Origin of the sequence: Paenibacillus sp. ICGEB2008, assembly GCF_000307675.1 — a bacterium.
GTDB classification, from domain to species: Bacteria; Bacillota; Bacilli; order Paenibacillales; family Paenibacillaceae; genus Paenibacillus; species Paenibacillus polymyxa.
This window is the reverse complement of the sequence record NZ_AMQU01000007.1, coordinates 110,634-123,997: the sequence shown is the minus strand read 5'-3', so window position 1 is coordinate 123,997 and position 13,364 is coordinate 110,634. Positions and strand designations below refer to the sequence as shown.

Below are 13,364 nucleotides of genomic sequence, written 5' to 3'. Positions count from 1 at the left end.
TAGAGATTATTTGGAAACCATTGAATCAAAATATACTAATATTTTTTGATGATTCCGAACTGATCCACAATAAAAGGTTTGGCATCATTTTTGTTTTGATCAATTTCATACGTTACAGCTGTAAGTTTATTTTCGTCTACGGTGATGCCCACAAAATTTTGTACCTGTCCTCGTACAGGTCTACGATTGTCACTCGGATCTGGGCCATAAACTGCCGCATGATTCTCTTCAGCTAGTTCAAAGAGATTATAGTACTTATCTCCAAGTTTTTCACTTGGGTTTTTGTAGTAGACCTTGGGGCCAGCGGTTGCCGGGATGACATAGATACTTCCATCCGGATTCACACTATATTCAATCGTCTTTTCATTTAATCTATCTTTTAATTTGGTTGGCGTTGTTGCTTTACCCTCTTGGTTGATTGGTTTCGTCCGAGCATAAATATGATCATGCCCCTGCACGACAAAGTCGATATCAAGTTTGTCCATGAGTGGAGCGATTTGGTTACGAACTCCATTGTTATCCATGATGTCAGCATCTGTTGCATGGTTAGAGGTAGTGTAAGGACCTTTATGAATATTCACAATGATCCACTTTGCACCTGCCTTTTTGGCTGCCGCAGCATCTTTCTTTAACCATTCGACTTGGTCTTCAGAAAAATTGGCATATTTCTCTGAGTCCTCATTGGAGTTCAGTACGATAAAGTGAGCATTGCTGTAATCAAAGGAGTAGTACGCTCCTGTTTTAGTAGCTGAACCAGCTGGTTGGTTAATATTAAAGTGATCATAAAAAGCGTAGTTCTCATCCTCATGATTACCTGCTGAGGGAACAATGGTTGTATTCAAAAGGCTTTTTTGTGAATGCCCCAACAACCAGTTCCACTGCTCTTCTTTGGTACCGGTATCTACGATATCCCCGTTGTGAACTACAAACTGAGCATTACCTACGGTTTGAAGTGCTTTTTCGAGCGTCTGTGAAGACAATATGGCTTCATCTTCGCTTTTTGCTTGTGTATCAGCTAGATCAATGAAGGTAAATTCACCACTCTTAGGAGCTGTTTGGAACGTACCTGTTTCGCTCCATATCCCACGCGCTGCATCACCCACACGATAATAATAAGCTGTGTCCGCTTGAAGACCTGTTGCTACGGCTTTATGGACAAGCTCTTCTGGAGAATTGGTTGATGGAGAGGAAGTACCTTCGAATGTAAGAGCACTCGTAAAATCAGCTTCAGAAGCGGTTTTCTTGGTTACTTGAACCGTGCTCTTCGTGAAAAGTTTTGAGGTATACCAGGTAAATCCTTTGGAGGCTTTGGTGTCTCCATAAAATGTAGCTGTAACTTTACTAATACCTTGATCTGTGTTCCCTGGTGACTCAGCATGAACAGGCAAAGCTGACATGCCAGTAATCAAACCTAGTGCAAGAGCAACAGACATAGATGTTGCTGACCATTTTTGAAACTTCTTAAACATGTGTACACTCCTCTGTGCAGTTAATATGTAAAAGTTATAAACATGATCATAACAATCAATTGTTAATACGTTATTTGCTGAGATGCAGTGCTTTGTAAAAATAAAAAAGGATATCTTTACAGTCAACAAGACAGTAAGATATCCTCTTTATGCTATTAGGATAGAAGTTATTAAAGCGCTGATGCTTACTGCGCCGCTGGATGCGTACGCTTAAAATCCTCCTTCACCGCAACCAGCAGGGTTTCATTCACCAGTAGCTCCAAGCCTGACAAGGCTAACGCTTTGGCTCCAGTCACCAAGGCTTCCTCTCCCTTGACAGAACCCGCTGCTTCCCGGAACTCTACCGTATGAGCGATGAGATCATCCGGGCCGATTTTAATGTAAGCATGTGCAGTTGGGACAACATGACTCACATTTCCCGCATCTGTCGAACCCAGCCCGGCACGAGGGCCACGATCCACCTGTTCTCCCAGCGCTTCCAGTTCACGACCGACGACCTCGTCCAGCGTATCGTTCAGTATGAAGTCGCGCACTTCATTTTGAAAACGTTCGATTTTCACAGTGGCTCCCGTTGCCAAAGCAGCAGCGTCAGCTATGTGGCGAACTTTCGTGGAAACCTCCTCTGTGCGCTGCCAAGTGCTTGCCCGAATGAAAAAGCGCGCCGACGCATAATCCGGAATGATATTGGGTGCGTCACCTCCATGCGTAATGATGCCATGAATACGCACATCGGTCGGCAGTTGCTGGCGCAAAGCATTGATCCCGCTGAACAATTGCAGCACCGCATCGAGCGCATTGATTCCCTGCTCTGGTGATCCTGCGGCATGAGCCGCTTTGCCGTAAAAATGAAAGTCTAGCGGGTCAACTGCCAGGCTCGGTGAGGTCAGCCGGGTCACACCTGATGGATGAACCATCAGCGCAGCATCAATTCCTTCGAACAGCCCGTGCTTCACGAAGCTGCCTTTTGCACTTCCATTAGGACCGCCTTCTTCCGCAGGAGTACCGAACACATACACCTCGCCCCCCGTCTCATCAATCACCTGTGCCAAAGCGATAGCTGCTGCCGTACTTGCGGTCCCGATAATATTGTGGCCGCAAGCATGGCCCAGACCGGGCAGTGCATCATATTCAGCCAGATATCCAATTTTCGGACCTGGTCTAGCCGAAGTCTTGCGAGCAACAAATCCGGTTTCGTGTCCCGCTACATTACGGGTTACCTCAAATCCCGCTTGCTCCAAAATACCCGTCAGTGCCTTGGAAGCTTGAAATTCCTGATTGCCGATTTCGGGATTAGCGTGAATAAACCGGCTCGTCTCCGTGTAGAGCTGACGAGACTCCTCAATTTTCTCAATAATCCGCTGTCTTTGGGTATCCACCGTATTCGCTGTACTCATCGCAATCTCTCCTCATTTCAATAATAGTAGTTTTTATATGCTTCCAAGTTAACTTCTATCAGATATCCTTATTTCTTTTGCGCTTTAACATCCGCCACCAGCTTATCCAATGTAGCCTGCAGCTCCTCGGCAGACTGGTCTACTACGACATTAGCTCCTTTGGAATCCTGCTTTACAGCCTCGGCTACATCAGCGTCATGGTACAAATCCACGATCGTCTTGTAGGTCGCATTATCTTTATCCTCTGCACGGGCAGCAAACACGTTCACATATGGCTTCGCTTCTTCACTGCTTGCATCATCCTTGTAAATGGCTCCATCCAGCTTGAGCCCGGCATCCGTAGCAACACCGCTGTTCACGGCTGAGGCAGCTACATCAGACAAGACGCGCGGCGTCTGTTGGGCGACAACAGGAACAATCTCTAGCTTTTTGGGATTCCCTTCGATCTCATCTGGGGTCGGATACAGGCCTGAGCCTTGCTTCAATGTAATCAATCCGGCAGACTGGAGCAATTTCAAAGCCCGTCCCTGGTTGGAGGGGTCATCCGGTATAGCAATTTTGGAGCCAGCAGGAATATCCGATACGTTTTTGAATTTTTCGGAGTACAGCGCCATGGGAGCGATAATCGTTGCACCAATAGGGACGAGATTCACATCATTTTCTACATTAAATTGGCTGAGAAAGGCCAAATGCTGAAAGGAATTCAAATCCACCTCTTTATTCGCAAGTGCCTTATTGGGTAAGGTATAATCCGAAAAGCTGATCAGCTCAATTTCAATGTTTTTGGCTTCTGCTTTCTTCTTAAGCACATCCCAATACGTATCCTCTGATCCTGAAACCCCAATTTTAACATGTACTTTTTCATTACCATTGGAGCCTGAACCATTAGCTGAGCAAGCAGAAAGAACCGAGACACTAAGAATAGCCAGCAAACCTAAGCGAAATATTTTTTTCATTTTCATTTCTCCTTTATCATTATGTATAATCCTTGTTTTCCAATTAACGACGTAGGAATTTACGAGACAAGTAGTTCCCCGCATATTGGGCGACCTGTACAAAGACGATCAGCAAAACAATCGTGACGATCATAACCGAAGTATCGAATCGTTGATAACCATAGGTCATGGCCAGATTCCCGAGACCCCCTCCGCCCACAGTGCCAGCCATAGCAGAGAAATCGATCAAGGCCACCGTAATAAACGTCAAACCAAGAATTAAAGGTCCCAGTGCTTCCCGAATCAGCACACCCGTGATGATCTGAAAGGGAGTTGCCCCCAGCGCCTTGGCTGCTTCGATCATCCCTGGATCAATGGAGACCAGATTGTTTTCTACAATTCTTGCAACTGCAAAAGCTGCTACAATAGTCATTGGAAAAATAGCTGCCGAGGTGCCAATCGTAGTTCCTATGACTAAACGTGTAACCGGACTAATCGCCACTAAAAAAATAATAAACGGAATCGGGCGAATGATATTAATCAGCAGGTTTAGAGACATAAACACAAATTTGTTTTCAAACAAGCTCCCTTTTCGTGTCACATACAGCACTAAACCAATCATAAGTCCCAGAATACTAGCAAAAATCAGCGTGACAACAACCATTAAAAGCGTTTCCCCTGTAGCCTCCACGATCTTAAGCCAAAACGTATCCCAATTAACTCTCATGATCGACCACCTCCCTGACTTCCACCGTCGTTCGCAGTTCCTCCACGACCTTGTTAACTTCATCCTCTGCACCGATTAATTCAACAATTAAACTTCCAAACAGCGCCCCCTGCAGCTCATTAATGCTTCCATATACAATGTTGTAATCCAGATTATACTTACGTGTCGCTCTTGAGAGCACTGGTTCACTTGTCGCCCCATCTCGAAAAACAAGTCTGTACAATCGGCCGACGTGATGCTCCCGAATCTTGTCCAGCAGCTTGGGTGAGAGTTGGTCATTCAGTACAGAACGAATAAAATTTTTCGTCGTCTTCGTCTGTGGATTGGCAAATACATCGAATACACTCCCTTGCTCAATCACCCTACCATTCTCCATTACTGCCACACGATCACAAATACTACGAATCACATTCATTTCATGGGTAATGAGCAAAATGGTAATCTGATAATCCTCATTTACTTTTTTCAGCAGCCTCAATATGTCTTCTGTCGTTTCCGGATCGAGTGCTGAGGTCGCTTCATCACAGATCAGAATATCAGGCGAATTCGCCAGTGCTCTGGCAATGCCGACCCGCTGCTTTTGCCCACCAGATAGCTGCTCTGGATAGGAATCCGCTTTGTCCTCCAATCCAACAAATTGTAGCAATTCCTTAACACGGACATCGATCTGAGCCTTAGGCAGTTTAGCCAGTTTTAGCGGATAAGCCAAATTCCCGTACACAGTACGAGAGTTAAACAGATTAAAGGTTTGGAATACCATCCCGATCCGCCTTCTTAAATTCCTCAGCTCCTTGGGACGTATCTGGGTAATATCCTGATCATTAACGACAATCCGTCCCTCTGAGGGACGCTCCAGTAGATTGACAAGCCTCAGTAGCGTACTTTTGCCCGCACCACTAAAGCCAATCACGCCGAAAATTTCTCCCTTTCCAACCGATAGCGATACCTCTTCCAGTGCATTTACCTTACGATTGGGTAAGGAAAATATTTTGCTAACTTGCTCAAACTTTATCAAACCGCTTCCCCCTTGCGCCTACAATTGATGTATTCCTCCATCTTATTTAGTAATCCGGTTGATTTAATCGGATTTAAAACTAAAAAAAAACTCCCTAATCTTCGTGGACGAAAATGGGATAATTTAACTGATATTGATCATGTATTGTTAACACCTTAAGACATGAAAGAGAATCTGTCAATAAAAAAAGAATACAATCTGCTTACTCTCGTCATCACCATGGATTACCTTTTTAGACCTACAAAGCCAAATAAGGCTAACCGTATATTTGCAAAGTTATGCAAAATCGGCAGCCTTTTGTGCATTGTTAATCTTGATTATGCGCCACAGACTAATGCGCAGAAGTATTTTTCAAATCCGCTTCATAACGAAGGCCAAATTGTTGTCTTGCCTCCTCCATCACTTCAGCGACTGCCAGTGAACACTCCAAAGAGTTAATAGAACTGTTGCGTTCCCCACTCTTGATCAGATCCATAAATTCCCGAATTTCATAATACATGGGCTCACGCGTCTGAGCCTTGGTCAAATCCTCAATCGTGCCGTCCCGATAATGAATTTTCACCTCATAGGGCTGGCTGATTTTGTCGATCACCATCGTTCCATACTCACCCTGAATTTCGGCAGGCAAATAGGAATCTGTAATTTTGGAATGCATGACGATCGCATCCATATCCGGATACTTCATCACGATGCTGCCCTCGCCGTCCACACCAGAGGATAACAGCACACCCACCGCTCGGATCTCATCCGGTTTGCCGAACAATGCCACCATCGGATACAAACAATACACTCCCAGATCCATCAAGGAACCATTTGAAAAAGCCGGATTAAAGGCATTCAGCACCTTACCCTGCTTAAAAGCATCAAAGCGTGAAGAGTATTGACAGTAACTTGCAAAATAACGCCGAACCCGGCCTATTTTATACATATGATCCTTTATAATTTTAAAGTTGGGCATAAGCGTGGATTTAACAGCCTCCATCAACAGAACATCGTTGTTGCGCGCGGCTTCGATCATGCTCTGCACCTCTGCTGCATTAGAAGCAAAAGGCTTCTCACACAGCACATGCTTTCCATGATTCATGCATAAGATCGCTTGCTCCGCGTGTAAGGAATTGGGACTGGCAATATATACGGCGTCCACTTGGTCACTTGCAGCCATTTGGGCCAGATCTGTAAAAACCTCCGGCTGGCTGTTATATTTGGCAGCAAAGGCTTGGCCTTTCTCTTCTGTGCGTGAGTACACCGCGGTCAGGGAAAATTCGTCTGTCTCTATCGCAGCTTGAATAAATCTTTCTGTTATCCAGTTCGTTCCAACGATACCAAAACGCATCACAGTATCCCATCCTTTCCCGTGAGTCATTACAAATAATATATGTCCTATTCTCGCATTCCAGCCAAGACTTGTCCACTCTACCGCCTGTCATCCCTCATGCTTCCACATATTAAAAAAGACTGTGGTCTATCAGCTTAATTTATACTGATTGTACCACAGTCCTTGTATGCTTTTTGGGGTTATATCTCTACTTTGTGGAGATTACCTTGCCCACTTCTGTCAAAATGGCATCCATGGAGGCAGGGTCGTGTACATCGTACTCATCAATGTTTAGACGCAGTACAGGACAGGCATCAAATTCGTTGATCCAATTGGAATATCTGCGATGCATTTGCTCCCAATAGGATCGCTCGGTCTGGATTTCCATTTCGCGGCCGCGTTCTTCGATCCGACTCAGTATGGAGGGCAAGCTGCCTTCCAGATAGATCAGCACATCAGGGTGCGGAAAGAACGGGGTCATGACCATCGCCTCAAACAGGCTAGTATATGTTTCGTAATCGGTAGGGTTCATTGTTCCCTGATCAGCATGCATTTTCGCAAAAATACCCGTATCCTCATAAATGGAACGATCCTGCACAAAACCTCCACCAGACAAGAAAATGTTCTTTTGCTCCTTGAAGCGTTCCGCGAGAAAATAGATTTGCAGATGAAAGCTCCATCGTTCGAAGTCGTGATAAAACTTCTCCAGATACGGATTATGATCGACTTGCTCTAACGAGGTTTTAAAACCAAGACGACTGGCCAAAGCACCTGTTAACGTGGATTTACCTACACCTACCGTACCCGCTACCGTAATCAGGGCATTTGCAGGAATGTTGTAATTATTCACTATATAAGCTCCTTTACATCGGAAACAATTTGTTCAAATTGTGCCTGGTTTTCTACAAAATCAATTTCATTCCCGTTCACGGTCAATATACGTGGGGCAGGTGACTGTTCGGCGAGAAACTGAATGCCTTTATCATAATCCGTAATCAATTGCTCCAGATAGGCAGGGTCCATCTCCTGTTCAAAGGAGCGTCCGCGCTTACGGATTCTGCTCAGCAACGTATCCAAATCTGCTCTAATATAAACGATAATGTCCGGCTTAGGCATATCATCGGTGAGCAAATGATAGATTTGGCGATATTTTTCGAGTTTTACACCTTTAAGTGTACGTTCAGCAAAAATCAGATTTTTATAGATATGGTAATCTGAAATCACAGGCTGAGCTTTCTCGATATATTGCAGGCCAGTATCCTCTAGCTGCTTATATCGATTGCAGAGAAAGAACATTTCCAGCTGAAAGCTCCACTCATCTATATTTTGATAGAATTTATCGAGAAACGGGTTTTCCTCGACAATCTCTTTGATCATCGGCAAATGTAGCTCGGTTGAAAGCATCGAAGCCAACGTCGTCTTGCCGGCTCCAATCGGCCCTTCAACGGCTATAAACGGGGCTTGTTTCATGCGGTTCTGCTCCTCCTTGTACTCCGGGTCCATCCTGTGGACAACTATCCTATTGTATCACAAGGAAGTACGCTAGAGGCATAGCAAATCTATGGATAAAACAAAAAAACAGAGCAGCTATGTTTGGATTCATAGCGTCCCTGTCCTGCTTAATATTTTGTCTGTCTCTCATTTAAACCAACCTTTTTCATTAAAACGTGTAATGGCCTCAATCCGGTTGCTGACACCCAGCTTATCGAGAATGACTGAAATATAATTCCGCACTGTCCCTGTTGTTAAATACAGTTCACCAGCAATTTCTTTGGTGTTCTTTCCGTCAGCAATAAGCGCCAAAACGGTCTTTTCACGCTCAGTCAGCGGGTTGACCTCGGCGTAAGCATCATCAACCAGTTCTGGAGCGTAAATACGCCGACCTGCCATAATACTGCGAATGGAGGAAGCCAGTTCTTCACTGGGACTATCCTTGAGTAAATAACCGTGTGTGCCCGCCTTAATCGCTCGTTCAAAATACCCGGGGCGAGCAAACGTTGTTAAAATAAGCACCTTGCAATTCAAGCCTTTGAGTTCCTCTGCCGCATCCAATCCGCTCTTGATCGGCATTTCGATGTCCATAATGCATATGTCTGGCTGATGCAGCTTCACCAGTTCTATAGCTTCTTCCCCGTTGCTTGCTTTTCCGACTACTTTCATGTCTTCTTCCAAGTCCAACAGGGAGGCTAGAGCACCCAGCAGCATACGCTGGTCTTCTGCGATGACGATTCGAATCATGGCCCCACCTCCTCATTCGGCTTTTCAGTGATGTTAGGCACTTTAATGACCAGGGTCGTTCCCTGATCTGAACGCAGTTCCATACATCCGTTCACGAATTCGAGCCTTTCCTTCATGCCTTGCAGACCATGTCCCCGAAAGACTGCATTTTCTCCCATAATACCAACTCCATTATCCTGAATCCGCAGGGTCAATTCCTTACGAGACGGCTCAATGGTGATGGAGCAAGCGGTAGCTCCACTGTGTTTCACTACATTAGTTACAGCTTCCTTCATACACATACTCAGCACATTTTCATTCATTAATGACGTATGCTCCAGCTTCGGGTCGCCCTCCAAGGTCAGTTCGATGTGAGCAGCCTTTAAAATTTGCCGAATACGCAGCAGTTCATCCTCTAGTCTCATGCCGCGCATTTGAGTAACCATTTCTCTTACTTCTTTTAACGCACTTCTCGCCGTAAGACGAACATCGTTAATTTCGGCATGAGCCCGTTTCGGGTACTGGTCCAGCAACTTGCCCGCCAAATCGCTCTTCAGTCCAATGAGTGACAGCTTCTGACCCAAGGTATCGTGCAGGTCACGCGCGATTCTTTGCCGTTCTTCCAACTTAATCAATTCCGATATTTTTTTATTGGCATCCTCCAATTGGACCTGAAGCCGATCACTTTTGTTGCGATTAAAGTTCGTAATCGGCAGGAGGATCACACCAATCAGATTGAGCAGGATAAAAGGAATCTGCTTAATGAATACAGGATTTTGAGAAACAAACCCATAATTAATTAATCCAATCGTAATCACCATTAAAATGATATACAGCGTCGTAAATGCAGCCTTACTTTTCATATTACCAATCAGATAAGCGATAAATATGGAAAAGTACATATAGCTAAATAGCAGCGTCATCGTAATCGATATAGCAATCTGCACACTGGTCCAAAAGTATATGAGCCAGCCTTGAGAGACAAAAGCCAGTACATAACAAGCAAAAAACACCAAAATAATAGCAGTTCCCAGAATAATATGACTTGTAGATGAAGAGCTAAAATAATAAAAGGGCAGGATATAAAAGACAACCCACACATAAGGGCTAAGCCCCGTATTTCTTTGGAAAATCTGATACCACTTTTGCATCCTGCCACCCTTTTCTACTTTAGATACCCCTTATTTTAACATACCAATTTCCGTACAACGTTATTTTCGTTCCGTGCCTACAACAGGCGTAGGGATGGGCTTTGAAGTGCCAACACGTTTGCTAAGCAGCGGCTTTACTTGTTTAAAGGTCAGAAAGGTCTTGGTACTTTCATCCCATAGTCGGAACTTCAAAGATTCCAGACTGCTACTCACCGTAATCGTGGTCGCCTTTTGCAGCAACGGTGTCGCTTCATGCGCTTTCTCCAAATTGTAATTTGGTACTTTCGGGCTCAAGTGGTGAACATGATGAAAACCAATATTACCTGTAATCCATTGCAATACTTTAGGAAGCTTGTAGTAAGAACTGCCCTCGACGGCCGCATTAATATAACTCCACTCTTCATCATGCTCAAAATACGAATCCTCAAACTGGTGTTGCACATAGAACAGCCAGATTCCCAACATACCAGAGACAAAAAAGATAGGCGTCTGTACCAGAAGGAATGCCTGCCAACCAATAGCCCAGCACAACAGTGCATACAATGCAACAATGGATATATTCGTCACATAGGTGTTTATCTTTTCCTTACGTTTGGCTGTCTTGACATTAAACCGATAGGAAATCAAAAAAGTATAGATTGGACCTAGGCCGAACATAACCCAAGGATTTCGATATATACGATAGGCCAGCCGTGTCCATGTGGAAGCTGCTGTGTACTCTTCTACCGTGAGCACCCACATATCACCTGTGCCTCTTTTATCCAGATTACTGCTGGTTGCATGGTGGATCGCGTGACTATTTTTCCATTGGTGATAAGGGCAGAGCGTAATAATACCTGTAATCGTTCCCACAATATCGTTCAGCTTGCGACTTTTGAAAAAAGATTGATGACCACAATCGTGAAAAATAATAAACGTCCGTACCACAAACCCTGCCGCAATAATGGTAATGGGAAGCGTCAGCCAGTAAGAAACCGCTAGGCTAAGATAAGCGGCATACCACAATAGGATCAGCGGTCCCAAGGTATTGAACAGTTGCAGAACGCTGGATTTCGTGTTTATTTTCTCGTAGGGAGCCATATTTTTTTTCAATTGAGCTAACGGGAGTTGTGTCATACCCATTATGATCCTCCTTTAAAATGCAGCCCATACCTTAATCCTGTCAGGCGTACATGTTGATCTAAGCTCAGTATAAGGAGACCGCTGTATCTGCTGTAGTCATAAACGTCAGTTCAGGCATATGACATTTGTCATATAGACAACTAACCAAACCTGTTTGGCAAATGTTCACGGGTTTCTTTTCTGCTGTTATTTTGTTAAAATATAAGATATATAACGCTGTATGTGACTGGCGAAGTCAGTGGAATGAACCACGAGGGAGCATACAATCAAGCGTACCGTTCGCCTGGGAGAAGTATTTGCAGAGGATTCGTCTGTCTTGACGACCTTGTGCAAATACTTTTTTTCGTTTTCTAAGACCATGACACCCTGTTGATTCCATTATGCGATAAATTCAGAGGAGGCTCGGACTATGGCTATTATCATGAAATCCAAAGAAGCAGCTGAGCAAGTGTATGCAACGATCCGTTCCCAAGTAGAGCAAATGAAACAGCAAGGACACCGTCCCCATCTGGCAACCCTGTTGGTAGAGGGTGATCCGGCATCTGCATACTATGCACGGACCAAGCAAAAAATAGCAGAGAAGCTGGGCATCTCATTTCATCTCCATACTTTTAATCGTCATGTAAGCGAAGCCGAACTTCTGCACGTGATCGGTACCCTAAATGATGCATCCCATGTACATGGCATTATGCTGGAACTCCCGCTTCCTCAACATCTTTCTGCCTCCGTTATTAAGCAGTCCATCGCCCCCTACAAGGATATTGATGGAATTACACCTAATAACAAGCTGGCTACCGTTACGGGTGACGCAGGGCTATACCCCGCTACACCTCAAGCCTGTATTGAACTGCTCAAGCATTACGGCCACTCCTTGACAGGCAAAAATGTCACGCTCGTGGGCATCGGGCAAACAGTGGGACTTCCCCTTTTCCACATGCTGCAAAGAGAAAATGCCACCGTCACCGCCTGTCATGCAGGTACGCGTGATATTGCAGAGCATCTGAGCCATGCAGACATTGCCTTCGTCGCAGTCGGATGTCCTGATGTGATTACGCAGGATATGGTTCACCCAGGTCTGATTCTCGTGGATGCAGGAATTAATGAGACGCTGGAGGGTAAAATTGTGGGGGACGCTGCTCAGGACGTTGTAGAAAAGGTACATGCCATTTCTCCCGTTCCTGGTGGCGTGGGCACCCTAACGACCGCAATTTTGTACAAAAATCTGCTCAAAGCGATACGTCTGCAACATTACTCCAGAGAGGTGGTTTATTCATGAGTGAACTGTCGTGGAACCAGTCCATCGGACATTTTCTGAAAGAAGCTGCAAGTGCAGCGCCTACCCCTGGTGGAGGAAGTGTATCCGCGCTGGCTGCGGCACTAGGCGCAGCGATGACCTCCATGACCGCCAACCTTTCACAAGGAGAAAAATACACGCAATTCCGTGAACAAATGGTGCAAGTCATTAGCAGTATGGAAAGATTGTCTACGCATTGTGAGGAACTGATGGCTGCAGACATCCAATCCTTTGAACAGTACATGACCGCGCTGCGTTTGCCCAAAGAAACAGACGAAAAAAAGCGCTATCGTACCCATTCCTTACAAACAGCTGTGATTGCTGCCATTGAGGTACCTATGCGCCTGCTGGAAGTATGCCGGGACGGACTATCACAAGCCTACAACATTGTGGAAATATCCAATAAAAATGTGATCTCCGATCTGGGCATCGGTGCGATTTTGTTTGAAGCAGCCGCTCAATCCGCCCTGCTCACCATTGATATTAACCTTGCCTCGCTAAAAGACTTGGATGTCAAACAATCCTACGAAGCCAAAACAGCCACAATCCTCCGTGAAATCGGACAAATTAAAGAGCAAACCTTGTTGACCGTACGCAGTCGAATCGCAAGTAGTTAGCTCATACTACGCACTAGCTGTGCTAACCCATATATTCTACCTACTTGCTAACAGAAATAACCTCCAAATCCATCTCTATTTGTTGGATTTGGAGGTTATTTTATTTTG

At 44.9% G+C, this 13,364-nt stretch carries 13 protein-coding genes and 1 riboswitch; of the genes, 2 read left to right on the top strand and 11 right to left on the bottom strand.

The genetic code is table 11. The features are described 5' to 3' along the window. Window positions 1-35: 35 nt before the first annotated feature. The 11 genes from C400_RS0105545 to C400_RS0105490 all read right to left on the bottom strand — a co-directional run bounded on the left by C400_RS0105545 (window position 36) and on the right by C400_RS0105490 (window position 11,345). Window positions 36-1,469: a purple acid phosphatase family protein gene (locus C400_RS0105545; protein ID WP_017426252.1), complete on the bottom strand. Its 1,434-nt coding sequence runs from the start codon at window positions 1,467-1,469 to the stop codon at window positions 36-38. Window positions 1,470-1,654: 185 nt separating this feature from the next. Next, entirely contained in the window at window positions 1,655-2,863 is a 1,209-nt protein-coding gene (locus tag C400_RS0105540; RefSeq protein ID WP_017426251.1) for a M20 family metallopeptidase, read from the bottom strand. A gap of 68 nt (window positions 2,864-2,931) precedes the next feature. Further along, window positions 2,932-3,819, bottom strand: a complete 888-nt coding sequence (locus C400_RS0105535) for a MetQ/NlpA family ABC transporter substrate-binding protein (RefSeq protein WP_016819858.1) — start codon at window positions 3,817-3,819, stop codon at window positions 2,932-2,934. 43 nt (window positions 3,820-3,862) lie between these two features. Beyond that, window positions 3,863-4,525: a methionine ABC transporter permease gene (locus tag C400_RS0105530; RefSeq protein WP_016819857.1), complete on the bottom strand. Its 663-nt coding sequence runs from the start codon at window positions 4,523-4,525 to the stop codon at window positions 3,863-3,865. After that, window positions 4,515-5,540: a methionine ABC transporter ATP-binding protein gene (locus C400_RS0105525; protein WP_017426250.1), complete on the bottom strand. Its 1,026-nt coding sequence runs from the start codon at window positions 5,538-5,540 to the stop codon at window positions 4,515-4,517. The genes C400_RS0105530 and C400_RS0105525 overlap by 11 nt, the downstream gene beginning before the upstream one ends. Before the next feature lie 331 nt (window positions 5,541-5,871). Further along, entirely contained in the window at window positions 5,872-6,873 is a 1,002-nt protein-coding gene (locus C400_RS0105520; RefSeq protein ID WP_017426249.1) for a Gfo/Idh/MocA family protein, read from the bottom strand. Between the two features lie 190 nt (window positions 6,874-7,063). Continuing rightward, window positions 7,064-7,705: a deoxynucleoside kinase gene (locus C400_RS0105515; RefSeq protein ID WP_017426248.1), complete on the bottom strand. Its 642-nt coding sequence runs from the start codon at window positions 7,703-7,705 to the stop codon at window positions 7,064-7,066. Further along, the gene (locus C400_RS0105510; RefSeq protein ID WP_016819853.1) at window positions 7,705-8,325 is read right to left on the bottom strand and encodes a deoxynucleoside kinase; all 621 of its coding nucleotides are present in this window, start codon (window positions 8,323-8,325) and stop codon (window positions 7,705-7,707) included. The genes C400_RS0105515 and C400_RS0105510 overlap by 1 nt, the downstream gene beginning before the upstream one ends. Before the next feature lie 168 nt (window positions 8,326-8,493). After that, window positions 8,494-9,093: a response regulator transcription factor gene (locus C400_RS0105500; RefSeq protein ID WP_017426246.1), complete on the bottom strand. Its 600-nt coding sequence runs from the start codon at window positions 9,091-9,093 to the stop codon at window positions 8,494-8,496. Continuing rightward, on the bottom strand, window positions 9,090-10,223 hold the full coding sequence (locus C400_RS0105495) for a sensor histidine kinase (protein WP_017426245.1): 1,134 nt from the start codon (window positions 10,221-10,223) through the stop codon (window positions 9,090-9,092). The genes C400_RS0105500 and C400_RS0105495 overlap by 4 nt, the downstream gene beginning before the upstream one ends. A gap of 60 nt (window positions 10,224-10,283) precedes the next feature. After that, window positions 10,284-11,345 (bottom strand): fatty acid desaturase, encoded by a 1,062-nt coding sequence (locus C400_RS0105490; RefSeq protein ID WP_016819850.1) that lies wholly within the window; start codon window positions 11,343-11,345, stop codon window positions 10,284-10,286. A gap of 212 nt (window positions 11,346-11,557) precedes the next feature. After that, window positions 11,558-11,641, top strand: a riboswitch (ZMP/ZTP riboswitch). 113 nt (window positions 11,642-11,754) lie between these two features. Here C400_RS0105490 and C400_RS0105485 point away from each other — a divergent pair. Continuing rightward, on the top strand, window positions 11,755-12,621 hold the full coding sequence (locus C400_RS0105485) for a bifunctional 5,10-methylenetetrahydrofolate dehydrogenase/5,10-methenyltetrahydrofolate cyclohydrolase (RefSeq protein ID WP_017426244.1): 867 nt from the start codon (window positions 11,755-11,757) through the stop codon (window positions 12,619-12,621). After that, window positions 12,618-13,256, top strand: coding sequence for a cyclodeaminase/cyclohydrolase family protein (locus C400_RS0105480; protein WP_017426243.1), 639 nt, complete (start codon window positions 12,618-12,620; stop codon window positions 13,254-13,256). The genes C400_RS0105485 and C400_RS0105480 overlap by 4 nt, the downstream gene beginning before the upstream one ends. Window positions 13,257-13,364 lie beyond the last annotated feature (108 nt).